A 15382-nucleotide genomic window follows, 5' to 3' on the forward strand; every position below is an offset into this window, starting at 1 on the left:
CTCCTTCAGGTCCTATGGGATGTTTTTTTCAAACAATCTGGATTTGACGAGCGATAAGGATCAAAGCTGATCGAAAGAAACAGATGAAGCAAGTAATCGTTGACTATTTTTATCATGACTATGTAGCCTTTTTTAAAGTATATCTTTAATGCAAGTCATTTATTAATCTGTTTTGTTTGACTCTTAATGATAATAAAGTATACTTTATTTAAGAGGTGAATAGAATGAATAAAAAGCCAATGTATGAAATAATATACAAAACATTAAAGGAACAAATAATTAATGATAAATATCCTCTAGATAAACCATTACCAACACAAATTGAAATTGCGAAAATGTTTAATACGAGTGAAATAACATCAAGAAGAGCGTTAGTTGAACTAGCAACTGATGGTATTATTACGAGGATTAGAGGGAAAGGATCCTTTGTAAATCCATCCTTGAAAAATCAATTGGAAAGTGAACAAAATAAAATCACCAAAATTTACTATGTGCATACGGAAGTCTCTTTTCAATTATTATCCCATCGCTTTTATGTTGATTTATTAGAAGGAATTCATCATGATTGTGAAAAGAAAAATATAAAATTTGAAATGTGGAATTACCACCGTAATGGTGAACCACCTAATGAAAAAGGTGTCGGACTCATCATATTGAATGATGGAAAAGGTGACGGCATTAGCTTAGATGTACTAGATAAATGGAAGCAAGAAAGGCGTCCACTTATTACGTCGCATTTTTATTATCCTCATTTAGAAATTCCATATGTAGTAGTTAATAATGTGAATAGCGGCTATCTAGCGACACAACATTTGATAGCTCACAAACACCATAATATCGGAATTATTCTTACAGGAGATTCGCTCCTAGATATGAACCAAGAATTTATGTTGAGACTAGAAGGATATAAATTAGCATTATCGCATCATCAAATTCTTTTTAGATCGGAGAATATACAGATTGTTAGTGGGGAGCACGAATCAGAACAAATGGGTTTTGAAGGTATGAGACGTTTACTAGCATTAAATAATCCCCCAACAGCAGTTGTTGCAACTAGTGATTTAAAAGCATTTGGTGCTATTGAAGCAATAAAAGATGCGGGATTAAGCGTGCCGGAAGATATTAGTGTAGTAGGCATAGATGATCTTCAATTAAGTAAGTACTATTCACCTGCTCTAACAACCATTAATCAAAATTCGTATACTTTAGGAAAAAGGTCAGTTGAATTATTAGAAGAATACGCGATGTTAGATAAAAATAATAATAAAGAGTTAATAAAAGATGAGATTTATCCTAAATTAATAGTAAGAGATAGTACAAAAATGCTATCTGAAATAAAAAGATCTGGAGAAATTTAAAATCTCTGGATTTTTTATTTCTGTTTATAGTATATGCTGTCCATTCGCTCCAATAAATAAAGTGTGACTGCGTATATTAAAAAGGCATAAATAACTCTAGCTCTAGTTAGAATGATAATAAATCGGAAATGAAATCATTTTTGTATTGCCAGTCTACTTTTCTTTCAACAATTAATTATATTTCAGGTACAAAAATCCAAAAAATACTTTACAAACAATTAAGTATACTTTATTATATAAACATATACTTAATAAAGAGGTTGGAGGCTAACTTCTATGAATAGGAATGCAAAATGGATTTGGCATCATTTATTACAAAGAAATGATAACGTTTACTTGGAATTTAGAAAGTGTTTCATGCTTAACCAATTAGAAGAGAACGCGATTATTAAAGTTTCAGCTAATCAGGAGTACATATTATGGGTTAATGGTCATCGAATTGGTCGTGGTCCCTCTCCATCTGATAATGAATGGCAATATTATGATGAATATAATGTCCATGAATATTTAATGATGGGACAAGAAAATATTATTACAGCGTTAGTATATAACTTTGGAAGTGAGGATATTGTTACACAACAATATCAAGGACCAGGTGGATTCTATTTACAATTCCATACCGGTAATTATGAATTGGTGACAGATCAATCGTGGAAATGTCGTCAATCAAAAAGATGGGTGCAAGATGTAAGCAGACAACACAAATGGAATGGATATAAAGAAGTTTATTTAGCTAACCAAGAAGATAATTGGCATTTGTTGGAATATGATGATTCTAGCTGGTCACAGGCCGATGTTGTTGCAAAAGTAAATGCAAAAGATTCTCCTTGGAAAAATCTTATTCCAAGAGAAATTCCATTTCTTCATAATGAATACGCTTACCCAAAGGAAATCGTAGCTATGTCTGAAAATTATGGCAAGATGACAACAGAGTGTTCATTTTTGCAGGAAGTTTTGTTTGATGCATCTAAGCCAGGAGCTATGCCATCGATAACCTATGATTTTACTAGAGAGATGGTTGGCTATGTTAATTTGGAGCTGATAGTACCAGAAGGCGGTGTATTGCAGCTATATTACGGAGAATCCTTAGACGTAAGCTTGTACGATACTTTCATTTTGAAAAAGGGCACTAATAAGCTGCAGCCTTTTGGGAGACGTGCATTCCGATATATGAAAGTAGTGATACAGGCAACTCCTGAGCCAGTTAAAGTAAGTAAAGTTGCAATCAATTTGGTGCACTATCCTTTTGAGAAGCAAGGCGAATTTCTATCAAATGATTCATTATTGAATGAAATATGGGATGTGAGTGTGTATACGACGAAAATAAATAGTCAAGATCATCTTGAAGATACTCCTTTAAGGGAGAGGGCTTTATGGGTTGTTGATGCTGTTATCATGGCAAGGGTTATTTATCAAGTTTTTGGTGATGAAGCTTTACTTAAAAAATGTTTGAGACAAATTGCTCGTATTCAAAATGAAGATGGATCATTACCTGGAACCGGACCAGAGCGTAATGAAATGTTATTACCAGATTTTTGTGCTCATTGGGTCTATGGTGTATGGGACTACTATCAATTTACTGGAGATAAAGCATTTTTAGAAGAATTATGGCCTACCATTACTCAGCTAATGGTTTGGTTTGAATCTCACGAAACAGAAAAAGGTTTATTTACTATTGATAAGGATCGCGGGTTTTGGTGTTTCGTTGATTGGGCGGATTACATTGATAAAAGGGGTCAAGTGAGTGCTATTTCTATGTTCTATTATAAAGCTTTGAAAATTGTAAGTGAAATGGGAAAAATACTAGGTCATCATAATCTTTCACAACGCTGGATAGAAAAAGCTGATGATTTGAAAACAAGTATTAGAACATATCAATGGAACGAGAAAAAGAATGTATTTGTCGATTGTTTAGTAGGTGATGAACAGTCCAATTCCATTACGTATCAGACGAATTTTATTGCGATTTGGACTGGAATTATGACAAGGCAAGAGGCAGAAAGATTTGTGGAAGATTATTATATCAAAGATACACTTCCACATTTAAAAGGTCCATTTTTCTATCATATTTTATTAGAAAGCTTGTTTTCACTTAATTATCATGCATTGGCAATGTCTCACATGAAAAAATATTGGGGGAGTATGTTAAAGCAAGGAGCAACCACTTGGTGGGAAGCATTTGATCCTGACAAACCTAGTTGTACCATTCCTCATGAATTTCAGGGGCATACACCAACTTATTTAGTGGATTACATTCCAGTAAGTCAATGTCATGGTTGGGGATCAACCCCGGGATATTTGTTAAATCAACATATTTTAGGAGTTGATATTTCTAAAATAGGTTTAAAGAAAGTAATGCTACATCCCTATATTGGAGAATTAAAAAATGTGAAAGGTATGATCCCTACTAGACATGGTGACATAGCAATTGCATGGTTCAAAATAGATGAAAATAATTATGAATATCACTGCAATATTCCAAAAGAATTGGAATGGGAAGGAGTTTTTGATGATAACATTTCTGTTTTTATCAATGGAGAATTATACGAAAATGCCCAGCAAGGAATAACATGAAAAGAATTACCCATCTAACCTTTATAATTGTGAAGTTATACTAGGGAGAGTGATTAAAATGATTATTAGCAAAGATGAGTATATGAACGATACAGCTTATCCAATTTGGATTGAAGATGTTACAGATAAACAGAAAAATATATCATCCATTCACAACCATAAGTTCGTTGAGTTAGTATACGTTGTAAATGGATGTATGAAGCATGATGTGGAAGGGCAAGACAGCAAATACTTATCTGCTGATGATATTTTTATTATATATCCAGGTGAACGGCATACTTTTTCTGTGACATCCTCTAATGAACTCGAAATCATAAAATGTAAATTTCCACCTGAACTGATTCAACAAACATATATTGCAGACTTTAGCTCCTCAAGTTTTATTAATAGTTTTGACATCCAATCATTATTAGATAATAAAGAAAAGCTAAACATACCTATCAAACTCGAAAAGCATAATGCTAACAATATAAAACGGATATTGCTTAGTATGAAAGAGGAATTAGATAGCAACACGCTTGGATCGCAACCCATAATCTGGCTACGTCTTGTTGAAATACTAATTTTGTTATCTAGAATACCAAATCATAATCATTCAAAATGCATCAAAACTTTTCAAACGAATCAAATAGATGATGAAAGAGCATTGCTAATTAAAAAAATTAACCATTATTTAGTGCAATATTACAATAAAAAAATATCAACTGCGGTTGTAGCTAATGTATTTAATATAAGTGTTAGGCATTTAAATCGTATTTATAAGCAACATACCGGACTAACAGTGACGGAAATGATACATCAAATCAGAATTGATAAGGCGAAATATTACCTTGTGCATTCAGATGATAAAGTGATTAATGTTGCCATGAAGGTAGGCTATGATGATCCAGCATTTTTTAGCCGTTTATTCCGTCGAAAAGTGGGATGCTCACCAGGTTATTATAAAAAATATAATGGTAGCTTGACCTACACTAATTAATAGATGTCAAAAACTAGTGGAAATTTAATAGGAAAGAGGGAACTTATGAAGAATAATCAATCTTTAAATGATTTTTTGTTACCTAATGCCATAGTTGGAAAAGAATCTAACTTTTTATTATTATCCGGAAAAACAACTCCTCTAAGATTCTTACTTCATTTTAAAGAGCTGTTACTCTTAATATTTATATTGGTTTTGTTCTCCGTTAGTACGATACCAGTATTTGCTGGAGCTTATGATGAAGATTTAAAAACTACTGATAATATTATGGATGCATCCATGATATATCCAAGTAAGGTCATTAATGATTTCAATTCAGCTGAAAATGTAGCTACATGGCAAGCAGGTGAAAATTCAAAGGAAATCAACTATGTAACAAGTATTGCAAATGGACCGAATAGCGTATACGAGGGATCTGGTGCTCTTGAACAGACACCCGAACTAGTAAAAGTTTATGAATGGCGTACCATATATCGTGAATTTGATACACCTTTAAATTTATCAGATCATAATTATTTGGCATTAGCTGCTAATTCTTGGGGATGGCAACCAGTTGATTATTTTATTAAGGTAACGTTACATAGTAATCAAGATTCCTATGAGGGAATTGCGCAGATTAACTCAGATCAATGGAATACCTTCTTGTTAGATATGAAAGATTGGGGAAATCGAGATGCTATTACAAAGATCGAAATTTCTTATATGCAAAACTTTGATCTGGAAGGGATAGAACCAGGAGGGCCGGGATATGATCATTGGGATGGTAAATTTCAAATTGATTATTTAGTAGCAACAAGTATGATAGATATGACATTTTCAGTTGCTGGAGATAAAGAAGGTTTCACGAGTGAAGCTAGTCAGTTAGATGTGCATAGTGGTAATTTATACATGAATGTAACTGGTGAAAATCCATCACTCTATTCACCGGTTTTCAAACAAGACTTATCATTGAGAAATAAATTAACGATTAATATGAAAAACGAAACAGACGCAAACAAGTTTAAAATTTCTTGGATAACAGAAGAAGAGCCCAATTGGGATGCTGAAAAATCTAAAATATTTGATGTTGATCCCTCAGAAAGTTTGCAAACAATTGATTTTTCCTTTGCTGATAAATCTTTATGGCGTGGTACACTTAAACAATTTCGAATCGAACCAATGGTTGATCAAGCAGGTGGAGAATTAGTGATTAATCAAATAGAATTTGACTATGAGCCTGTAGAGTTAATAGATTACAAGGGAGAAATTCATGAGAGTGTCATAACAAATAATGAAGCAATTAGGATTGAAGGAACAGTTAACCAAGAATATGTAAACAATAACGAAAATGCCAAATTGTTTTTATATGAATTGGCACCATATGAAAATAAACAACAGGGGTGGGAGGAAGTTACGCCAATCGCAGAAAAATCGGTAAATTCGACATTTTCGTTTAAAATTCCACTAACTGATGGTGATAATCATCGACTCTATTCAAAATTTGTGGCAGTGTTACAAAATGAAGAAGGAGAATATAGTTTAGTGGATGATGCTAAATATGTAACGAATCCGGAACTATTAGCTCAGAATGATTTTCCTTTTCCAGAAGCAGAAAGTAAAAAAGGAATTCAAGTACAGATGACGGATGATGCAGAAGAATTAGGTATCAGTCATGCAGCCATTAATGTGGCGTATGATCTAATGCTTTATCGTAGCGATAATCACCCTAATAACACAATAGAATACGAGTTTGAAGGAGAAACCTTCTATTTTAAAAAGGATTATGTGCTAGGCTTAGATAATCAGATTAAGAGCATGTCTGATAATAACATGATTGTTTCTCTCATCTTAATAATGTATAACACAGGAATGAATGAGGATACACCTAATGAATTTTTGATCCACCCAGACGCGGAACCAGGTGGAACAGTGTATGCTGTAAATACAAAAAATGAAATAGGCACGAAGTATTATAGTGCAATAACAAATTTTCTAGCTGAACGTTATACAAGGGAAGATGAAAAGTATGGCCGTGCGGTTAACTATATAGTTGGTAATGAAGTTGGACAAAATAAGGTTTGGAATAATATGGGTCCTAAATTAGTCTGGGACTATGTAGATGAGTATGCGAGAACGTTAAGACTAACTAACACTATTGTGAAAAGTCACTATGCACATGCTAGAACCTATATTTCTTTAGATCACTTTTGGGATGAAAACATTCCAGCAGATTCAACGTGGAAATATGATAATAAAAAAATTATTAATCTATTAAATGAAGGGATCAAATCTCAAGGCGATATCCCTTGGCATATAGCGTTTCACCCATATCCGCAAAATTTATTCGAACCAAGATTCTGGAATGATGATAAAGCAACAGATGATTTCAACACAGATGTAATTACCTTTAAGAATCTTCAAGTATTATCTGAATATATGAACCAAGAAGAATTGTTGTATGAAGATAACCCAAGGCGGATTATATTGTCAGAGCAAGGCTTTCACAGTGGAGATAATTCAGAAGAAGCACAAAAGGTTCAGGCAGCTGCCTATGCATACGCTTATTATAAGGTGAAATTTTTAGATGAAATTGATTCCTTTATCCTTCACCGACATACCGATCATGCTGAAGAAGGTGGGCTTAAATTAGGCCTATGGACGACAGCTGAAGGGGAAATAAGTACACCAGATGAGAAAAAATATATTTACGATGTTTTCAAGTATATCGATACAGGAAAATCCCTAGAGGTTACTGAATTTGCTAAATCCATTATTGGAATTGAAAACTGGAAGGATGTCATACCGGATTTTGACTCAACCCAATTGGCTGATAGAGAATTACCAGAATTCGCTGGGGTAGAATTAGTGAAGAAACCGTTGCAACCATATGTTATTAATAATTTTGATCAAGATATTGGTAATTGGGAAGCAGCTGATAATAGCCAAACAGTTTTTTTAAATGAACAAGATAGTTTCAATGGAGCAGGATCACTGCAGGTTAGTTTTCATTCTTTAGCATCGTTGTGGCGTGGAGCAACGCTTAACCTAAAAGAACCATTGGATGTTTCCAACACACCATACTTGAATCTAGCGTTAAAGGTTCCTGATATGGACAAAGCACTGACTTATCAAGCAAAAGTAAAAGTTTATAGTGGGGGAAATGTGGCGGAAGGATACTTTGATATTGAACATAATAGTGATTGGAATAACATCGCCTTAAACTTAAATAATTGGGATGGTCTTGATTCGCTTGACCGAATTAAAGTATGGGTAAGATCCTCTACATTAAATAATTGGGATGGATCTGTATTAATAGATGAAATCTCTTTTGCACGTAAAGTTGTACCTCAAGGTGGTAAGACAAATATTGGAATTGACATAGATGGGTTTCAATCATCAATTCAAAATGGCGATTCAATCGAAATTATAGTATCTAACAATGACTCAGCTGAATTAAAAGGGAATGTGATAATAGAAAAGTCTGATTTTATTACTTTTGATGAAGATGAGTTAAAGGTTCACGGTATTTCACCTGGGGAAAGCAAGGTATTCACGTTAACTGTAGATGAAGTAAATTTGCCTGAAGATAATTTAAAGATGGTATTTAAATACCGTTCTTCAGTGAAAGAGAAAGTACTCCACACACAAAGAGATTAGGATACAAGGGGTCCTTCTTAGATATCGGCATTCACTGATTTAGGAGGGTGAATGTCGATTTTTTATTTCCTATGACGAATGACGATATATTATTTAGTGAAATCGTAAATATTAAAACGTCATTCACTTCCATTTTGGCTATCTCCTTCATTAGCAGGACAGGCCCGGTATATAATTATATATCCCAGCTCGCAAGCGATCAGGGGTCCAGATGTCCAATATATGATTATATAACCCAGTTTGCATGCAAGCATTGGCCAGAGTGTTCAATATATGACTAATAGACCCCAGTATACATGGAATAAGTGCCAGGTGCACTTTTAAAAAAAAAAAAAATCAGTGGGGCAACCCCACTGATAAAGTTTCATTACACAAGCCTATTCAACCGATCAATCTGCTCTCGATCCTCATTTAAATTTTCCTCTACTAAATCTCTACTGTCGGTATCTAAATCTCCTCGAACGATTTCTTCAGTCATTTTCATTCCCATTTCTTGCCCTTTAATCGCACTTTCTAAAATTTCTTCTATGGTATTAGGGATGCCTTTTAGCTTCATCATTCCTTCTTTCAGACTTAGCATTGCACCAGTATCATCGACTGCTTTTCCACCAAGATCCTGAATTCGTTCGGCTATTTTGGCGGCATGTTCTTTATGCTCTTGCTGAATACGCTGAAGCTCTGCTTTGATTTGAGGGTCTGTTACATGATGGATGTACTGTTCATAGGAATGAATCCCCATATATTCCCCCTTTAAATAGGCATTAAGCTCATTTATAACCTTTTGATTATCCAATTTGATTCGCCTCCTGTATTTCACATAATATAACCCTATTTTTTCTATAAAATCTCTTTTTATACTGTAAATGGACAAGTCATAATCCCCATCTATCTTCATATAATGGAATATCTAGACATTAGGGGGGAAGACGATGACGGTGGAGTCCTTTGAAATAACCGAGGAATATTTAAAACGGTATGCTGATCTAAATATCGAGAAGAAGACAATAGAAAAAGAATTAAATCTAATAAAAAAACAGCTTCATGAATACTTAGATGAAACCTTTGGAAAAAAACAAAAGGGCGAAGTAAGGTATGGAAAATATAAAGTTCAACGGGTCATTCGTTCAAAGGTTCAGTATGATGAAGAGAAAACGGTCGAAAAATTGGAAGAGCTAAATTTAGCAGATTTTCTAGTGAAACGACCAGATACAGAAAAATTAGAAGCCGCGATTAAGGTCGATTTAGTGAAAGAGAAGGACTTTGAAGGATGTAAAACAAATAAATTAACACAAGCCATTTCCGTCAAAGAAATAAACCCATAATCTCCCTCCTTTCAAGGAGGGAGTTATTTACATAGCAGTAAAGCTACCTCAAATTAACACTTGCGATTAATTGCTGCACAGCCTGTTCTCCAATTTCCTTCCACTTATGTTCATCGTCAATCAATCCATCCTTATCGACAGGATGTTGGAATTGGCTTAGACCAGAAACGGTCGTCACGCCGCTCGCAGTATCGTCCAAACCTAGACGAACAACGTGGTTGATCACGAAAGGTCTTTCAAATTCGATCAAAGCATTTGGATTTTCAAGTTCACCCTCTAGAACATGGAAAGGTATGCGCAGGTAAATGGACTCCCCTTCTTTTCTCGATAGAAGCGAATCCAAGTATCCCTTATCATAGTCCCAGTTTTCTCCTAATGTAAAGTTAAGCCCGCTCGATTGTTTTTGAATATTCCCATAAAATGTTTTTTTGCCTTCAAGTTCTGTTTGCAACTCGATCAAAAGAAATCTCCCCTATCTCCAATATACTATTTATTATTATGAACACATCCACCCTAATCATTCAAAAATCCTTTTATTGCTTCGATTTTCAATAAATTTATTATTATGTGTGCTAGCTTTCGTATGAATATTTAGGAATAGTGAAAAATAAAGGCGAAGAAATGAATCCATTTCTTTTCTATAAAATATGTTGGTTAGGAGGTGTAATCAAGTGAATACCTTAAAACGCGTAGCACTTGCCTTAACTATTATAGGTGGTATCAACTGGGGATTAATCGGGTTTTTCCAATTTGATTTAGTTGCAGCAATGTTTGGTGGTCAGGATAGTCTACTTTCCAGAGTGATTTATTCTTTAGTAGGTATCAGCAGTTTATATTGTTTAACCCTACTTTTTGAATCAGACGAAGAAACAGATACAGCCTCTGTTGAATCACGTAGCTTAAATTATGGAACAGAATTTAGTGAAGATACTGATATTTCTACTACAACTGAAGATAAAGAGTAGGTAAGGAAAAAGAGGCTGATTCTTCCATGGATCAGCCTCTTGCCTTACCATTCAACCGATGAGGCAGAAATTCTTTTTACACCGCGGATCGATGAAATCTCTTCCACTAGAGCATGCATAGCCAGATTTTTTTGCTTTGCTTCAATCATGATATCAAAATCCTGATTAAGCTCCTTTGCCATTTTAAAAAAAGGAAGAACAAAATCGAGTGCGACAAAATCCGCATGAGAACGAAACGCTTGTTCCGATTTGGGTGAAGAGAGATGGACTTTCGGAATGTTTCCAGAATGGCCCCATGATTGAAAAATTCTTGACAGATAGTGAGAAAGCCCCTGCTCTGATTGATTCGCTAAATGATGATGAAAATCGAGGATCATTGGAATGTTCTCCTTTTCACATGTATGTAACGTTTCCTCCACATTATAGGTTCTGTCATCATTTTCTAATGTCATCCGTTTTTTAATATGAGGTGGCAGCTTCTTTAAGTTTTGATGAAATCTTTTTAATGTAGCTTTTTTATCCCCGTAAGCTCCACCAATATGGATATTAATGATCCCTTTATCGTGAGCATTCATCGCTTCCAGCATCTTATAATGATATTCCATATCGATTACAGCACTTGTCGTGACATGCTCTTTTGGGCTTGTGAATAGTGTGAACTGACCTGGATGAAAGCTTGGCCGAATGTTATATTGCTCCATTAACTGACCAAGCTCCTGCCAATCCTTTTTAAATGGGGTAATAAAATCCCACATCACCTCCGGGTGGGTGGCTAAAGGGACAAGCAAGCTGGAAAAACGGTAAAGCTCTATTTCATGTGCAATATTGTAGTGTAATATTCTCTTGGTATGTTTTAGGTTTTGGGCTGTAATGAATAGGAGCTTCTCCCATCTTTCTTGCTTGGAAAGCTTAGAATAATTAGTAAAAGTAAAGCTTTTCGAGGGACTGGCATCCCATAATCCTAATACGTTAGCTACATAACCAAAGCGAATCTTCATCGATGTCTCTCCTAAGTATAAAATGGTAATCATGCTTATGATTCGTGATATTAGGTCTCATTATACCATTGCCACTATTTTTAACATAAAATGCATGGAAATGTTGATAGACTTTACCAGTTTTCTTTTATATATTTGAGATAGAAGGAGCTGGTGACATGATAGGTAGGAATATTCGTACTTTAAGAAATCGAAAAAAAATGAGCCAGGAATCATTAGCCGAAAAGCTAGAAGTTTCAAGGCAAACGGTGGCAAAGTGGGAGAATGACGAGGCGCTACCAGATATTGATAAAAGCAAAAGAATGGCTGATATCTTCCAAATAAGCTTAGATCAGCTGTCTAGTGATGTGAGTGAAGAGGAGATCAAGCAGATGGGTCCCAAAGGAAAGCATTTTTTTGGAGTGGTGAAGGTAGGGGAGAGAGGGCAGGTCGTGATACCGAAGCAGGCAAGAGATATGTATCAGATTCTGGCAGGAGATAAGCTTATTGTGCTAGGTGAAGATCTAACTAAAGGTATAGCAATATTAAAAAGTGATAGCTTTTTGGAATTTGCGGAAATGATACGAAATACAGAACCACAAGAAGGTCATCCATATGAGTAAAATTGTGTTTTTTTCCATTCCAGCACATGGTCATACTAATCCAACCATTCCGGTAGTGTCTGAGCTGGTTCATCAAGGTCACAGCGTTCAATACTATTCTTTTAAGGAATTTCAAGAAAAAATAGAAGGAGCAGGGGCTTATTTCGTACCTTGTGATTCCTTTTTGCCACCAATGTCACAAAAGGAATTGGACCGTAAGGCAGGAAAGGACTTTGCGGCATTGATTGAAATGGTGGCAGATACGACCATCGCATTAGATGAAAAAGTCTGTACAGAACTAACCGCATTTAAGCCTGATTGCATCATCTCTGACTCCTTATGCTTTTGGGGCAAATTATTTGCCAATAAGTTAAACGTTCCATATATCTGTTCCACTACTACATTTGCTTTTAATAAATATACGGCAAAACTAATGAAACGAGACATAAAAGAAATCGTGAAAATGATCATTGGAATGCCAAGAATTAAGCGGAAAATCAAGGAACTGAATAAGTATGGATATCCAGTAGATTCTTTTCTATCGTTGATTCAAAATGATAATGAGACAGATACCATTGTCTATACGACGAAAAAATTCCAACCTATGGCGAATACTTTTTCAAATAAATATTCATTTATCGGTCCTTCTATTGCTTCCTCATCGAAACTTCAGGAAGTAAGCAAGGAGCGAAAAGTTATCTATATTTCATTAGGAACAGTCCTTCATCAAAACCACGCATTTTACCAAAATTGCATCAAGGCATTTGCAAACAGTGGAGATGAAGTAGTCATGTCCGTTGGAGAAAAAACGAAGATCGAATCTTTAGGTGCTATACCCAATCATTTCACTGTAAAAAACAAGGTCGATCAGCTTGCTGTTCTACAGAAAGCAGATGTTTTTATTACACATTGTGGAATGAATAGTGTCCATGAAAGTCTTTATTTTGGTGTTCCCATGGTGCTATTTCCTCAGCATAGTGAACAAAGAATGATTGCTAATCGCGTCAAAGAGCTTGGTGCAGGAGTAGAATTAAAAGGGATTCATCCAAAGTATTTGGCAAAAGCAGTGGATACGCTGTTCAATAATCAGACATTTCTTGAGAATGCAGAAAAGCTCGCCGAAGACTTTCGTCATTCTGGTGGAGTAGAGGAGGCGGTTAGGGTAATTCAAGATAAGATAGACAACTCCCGTCTACTTTGATTGAACTGTGCTTTATAACGCGGATAAACCGCATTTGGACTAGATGCCTTGATTAAAATGAACCAAAACTAGGGAAGCATTTATTCCATAGAGAGAGGTTGTCCAAAGACAACCTCGTAAAATACTTTCTAGAAAGCTGCGGTCCAACCACCATCTGCAGTAATAACTGTTCCATTCACAAAGCTTGATTCTTCTGATGCTAAGAATAAGGCTACTTGAGCGATTTCTTCAGGCTGGCCAACTCTTGGCATGACCGCTTGAACGGCTTTTGTGCGTTCCATCCCGAGTTCACTGACATTTTTCATTGAGCTCGAAATGTTTGTGGCAACTCCCCCTGGAGCAATGGCATTACAGCGGATACCTTTTGGTGCATACATATAGCCAGTATTTTTGGTTAGACCAATCACGGCATGCTTAGACGCTCCATATGCCGCACCTGCATGCGCACCATTTAACCCACCAGTAGATGCTGTATTAATGATAATTCCACTTTCCTTTTCTAAGAAAATCGGTAACGCTTTACGAATTGCTCTCATGACTCCTTTTGTATTGATATCAAAGATAAGATCCCATCGATCATCAAGGATATCTCCAACAGGCTCAAATCCGTCCATAATACCGGCATTGTTCACTAGAATATCCAATGTGCCGAATTCTTCTATAGCCGTATCGATCATGTGATTAATATCCTCCTGTTTAGCGACATTAGTCTGAACAGACCTCGCCACACCGTCATTTTTATTAATCTCATTGGCGACAGCCTCTGCATCTTCTACATTTAAATCGGCAATGATTACTTTTGCCCCTTCTTTCGCATATAGTTTAGCTATTTCTTTCCCCATACCGGAAGCAGCACCTGTAATAACAGCAACTTTATCTTTCAATTTCACTTTTTGAACCTCCTCTAACAAATTTTATTGAACATGTGTACAATAAAAATTATAATGGATAGATAATAGAAGTACAAACAACGAAAAATACAGAATGTGACTAGTAATAAACATTTATGGAGGAATTTGTTCAATAATGAGAAAAAAAGATTTAAGAATTACCAAAACAGAGGAAAGTTTACGGCATGCCTTACTCCAATTACTTAAAAAGAAGCCTTTAGAAGCTATTACAATTGCAGAGCTATGTCGCTTGGCAAACATTAATCGAGGTACCTTTTACCTTCACTATAAGGATGTGCATGGCGTTTTCAAGCACTATTTAGAAGTAATTGTCGAGGATTTTCGATTATCCTATTCAGAGCCTTATTATAAAACGAACTTCCATATTAACAATCTTGAAGCAGATATGATCAAAATATTCGATCATGTCAAGAAATATCAGGATTTTTACCAAATTATTTTTGATGAGAATATTCCAATGATGTATTATTATTTACTTTTTGATACGATTCGTTCCTTTATGGAGGATTCGCTTCATGAAAATCATAATGAAATACAATCCGATATCCAAACAGATTATCTGATTAGCTATCAGTCCAATGCGATCCTTGGTATCTTAATGGAATGGCATCGGCAGCAATATAAGACATCGATTGAAGAACTGAACCAACAATTATTCCACATCTTATCGATCAATAGTACCTTTGACAAGATAGAATAAGTTGACACATCGAGGTTATGCTAGAAAAGAAAAAATAAAAGGTTGGAGGTGTAAAGATGACGAAGGATTCAAACGCACATAAGAAAAAGAGAACGGATGGAGATAGGATACCGAATGAACAAAAAAGAAGTAAAGCTAGGTCCAATTCTCGTGGAGG

At 35.3% G+C, this 15382-nt stretch carries 13 protein-coding genes; 9 read left to right on the forward strand and 4 right to left on the reverse strand.

Translation table 11 applies throughout. The features are described 5' to 3' along the window. Positions 1-224 precede the first annotated feature (224 nt). The 4 genes from ACZ5R4_RS18760 to ACZ5R4_RS18775 all read left to right on the forward strand — a co-directional run bounded on the left by ACZ5R4_RS18760 (position 225) and on the right by ACZ5R4_RS18775 (position 8547). Positions 225-1358 carry a LacI family DNA-binding transcriptional regulator gene (locus ACZ5R4_RS18760; RefSeq protein ID WP_464367807.1) on the forward strand — a complete coding sequence of 378 codons (1134 nt, stop codon included), beginning with the start codon at positions 225-227 and terminating at the stop codon, positions 1356-1358. 276 nt (positions 1359-1634) lie between these two features. After that, positions 1635-3932: an alpha-L-rhamnosidase-related protein gene (locus ACZ5R4_RS18765; protein ID WP_464367808.1), complete on the forward strand. Its 2298-nt coding sequence runs from the start codon at positions 1635-1637 to the stop codon at positions 3930-3932. A 58-nt stretch (positions 3933-3990) separates the two neighbouring features. After that, positions 3991-4911: an AraC family transcriptional regulator gene (locus tag ACZ5R4_RS18770; RefSeq protein WP_054861009.1), complete on the forward strand. Its 921-nt coding sequence runs from the start codon at positions 3991-3993 to the stop codon at positions 4909-4911. Positions 4912-4956: 45 nt separating this feature from the next. Next, a complete protein-coding gene (locus ACZ5R4_RS18775) occupies positions 4957-8547 on the forward strand; it encodes a DUF5722 domain-containing protein (RefSeq protein WP_464367809.1) in 3591 nt (1196 codons plus the stop codon). A gap of 367 nt (positions 8548-8914) precedes the next feature. Here ACZ5R4_RS18775 and ACZ5R4_RS18780 read toward each other — a convergent pair whose 3' ends face one another. Further along, a complete protein-coding gene (locus tag ACZ5R4_RS18780; RefSeq protein ID WP_464367810.1) occupies positions 8915-9340 on the reverse strand; it encodes a DUF2383 domain-containing protein in 426 nt (141 codons plus the stop codon). Positions 9341-9476: 136 nt separating this feature from the next. Here ACZ5R4_RS18780 and ACZ5R4_RS18785 point away from each other — a divergent pair, with 136 nt between their 5' ends. Continuing rightward, on the forward strand, positions 9477-9869 hold the full coding sequence (locus ACZ5R4_RS18785) for a hypothetical protein (protein WP_054861016.1): 393 nt from the start codon (positions 9477-9479) through the stop codon (positions 9867-9869). A 43-nt stretch (positions 9870-9912) separates the two neighbouring features. Here the strand turns inward: ACZ5R4_RS18785 and ACZ5R4_RS18790 are convergent, their stop codons facing one another. After that, on the reverse strand, positions 9913-10329 hold the full coding sequence (locus tag ACZ5R4_RS18790) for a YugN family protein (RefSeq protein WP_054861017.1): 417 nt from the start codon (positions 10327-10329) through the stop codon (positions 9913-9915). A gap of 211 nt (positions 10330-10540) precedes the next feature. On the opposite strand from ACZ5R4_RS18790, the gene ACZ5R4_RS18795 reads away from it, so the two are divergent. Beyond that, complete coding sequence (locus tag ACZ5R4_RS18795) at positions 10541-10834, forward strand: DUF378 domain-containing protein (protein WP_054788679.1); 294 nt, start codon at positions 10541-10543, stop codon at positions 10832-10834. A 44-nt stretch (positions 10835-10878) separates the two neighbouring features. On the opposite strand, the gene uvsE is transcribed toward ACZ5R4_RS18795, so the two are convergent. Further along, the gene (gene uvsE, locus ACZ5R4_RS18800; protein ID WP_109983791.1) at positions 10879-11832 is read right to left on the reverse strand and encodes a UV DNA damage repair endonuclease UvsE; all 954 of its coding nucleotides are present in this window, start codon (positions 11830-11832) and stop codon (positions 10879-10881) included. Between the two features lie 158 nt (positions 11833-11990). Between uvsE and ACZ5R4_RS18805 the strand changes: the two genes are divergently transcribed. Next, the gene (locus ACZ5R4_RS18805) at positions 11991-12434 is read left to right on the forward strand and encodes a helix-turn-helix domain-containing protein (RefSeq protein WP_464367811.1); all 444 of its coding nucleotides are present in this window, start codon (positions 11991-11993) and stop codon (positions 12432-12434) included. Beyond that, positions 12427-13614, forward strand: a complete 1188-nt coding sequence (locus ACZ5R4_RS18810; RefSeq protein ID WP_464367812.1) for a macrolide family glycosyltransferase — start codon at positions 12427-12429, stop codon at positions 13612-13614. The genes ACZ5R4_RS18805 and ACZ5R4_RS18810 overlap by 8 nt, the downstream gene beginning before the upstream one ends. Positions 13615-13742: 128 nt before the next feature. On the opposite strand, the gene ACZ5R4_RS18815 is transcribed toward ACZ5R4_RS18810, so the two are convergent. Beyond that, entirely contained in the window at positions 13743-14504 is a 762-nt protein-coding gene (locus tag ACZ5R4_RS18815; RefSeq protein WP_464367813.1) for an SDR family oxidoreductase, read from the reverse strand. A gap of 136 nt (positions 14505-14640) precedes the next feature. Here ACZ5R4_RS18815 and ACZ5R4_RS18820 point away from each other — a divergent pair, with 136 nt between their 5' ends. Next, entirely contained in the window at positions 14641-15225 is a 585-nt protein-coding gene (locus ACZ5R4_RS18820; RefSeq protein ID WP_054861021.1) for a TetR-like C-terminal domain-containing protein, read from the forward strand. The last annotated feature ends 157 nt before the right edge of the window (positions 15226-15382 follow it).

The organism is Gracilibacillus sp. JCM 18860 (genome assembly GCF_055395245.1).

Bases quoted from the DNA above. Each gene is read 5' to 3' on its own strand.
- ACZ5R4_RS18770 (WP_054861009.1), top strand. From the start codon at position 3,991: ATGATTATTAGCAAAGATGAGTATATGAACGATACAGCTTATCCAATT.
- ACZ5R4_RS18760 (WP_464367807.1), top strand. From the start codon at position 225: ATGAATAAAAAGCCAATGTATGAAATAATATACAAAACATTAAAGGAA.
- ACZ5R4_RS18785 (WP_054861016.1), top strand. From the start codon at position 9,477: ATGACGGTGGAGTCCTTTGAAATAACCGAGGAATATTTAAAACGGTAT.
- ACZ5R4_RS18765 (WP_464367808.1), top strand. From the start codon at position 1,635: ATGAATAGGAATGCAAAATGGATTTGGCATCATTTATTACAAAGAAAT.
- ACZ5R4_RS18810 (WP_464367812.1), top strand. From the start codon at position 12,427: ATGAGTAAAATTGTGTTTTTTTCCATTCCAGCACATGGTCATACTAAT.
- ACZ5R4_RS18805 (WP_464367811.1), top strand. From the start codon at position 11,991: ATGATAGGTAGGAATATTCGTACTTTAAGAAATCGAAAAAAAATGAGC.
- ACZ5R4_RS18775 (WP_464367809.1), top strand. From the start codon at position 4,957: ATGAAGAATAATCAATCTTTAAATGATTTTTTGTTACCTAATGCCATA.
- uvsE (WP_109983791.1), bottom strand. From the start codon at position 11,832: ATGAAGATTCGCTTTGGTTATGTAGCTAACGTATTAGGATTATGGGAT.
- ACZ5R4_RS18820 (WP_054861021.1), top strand. From the start codon at position 14,641: ATGAGAAAAAAAGATTTAAGAATTACCAAAACAGAGGAAAGTTTACGG.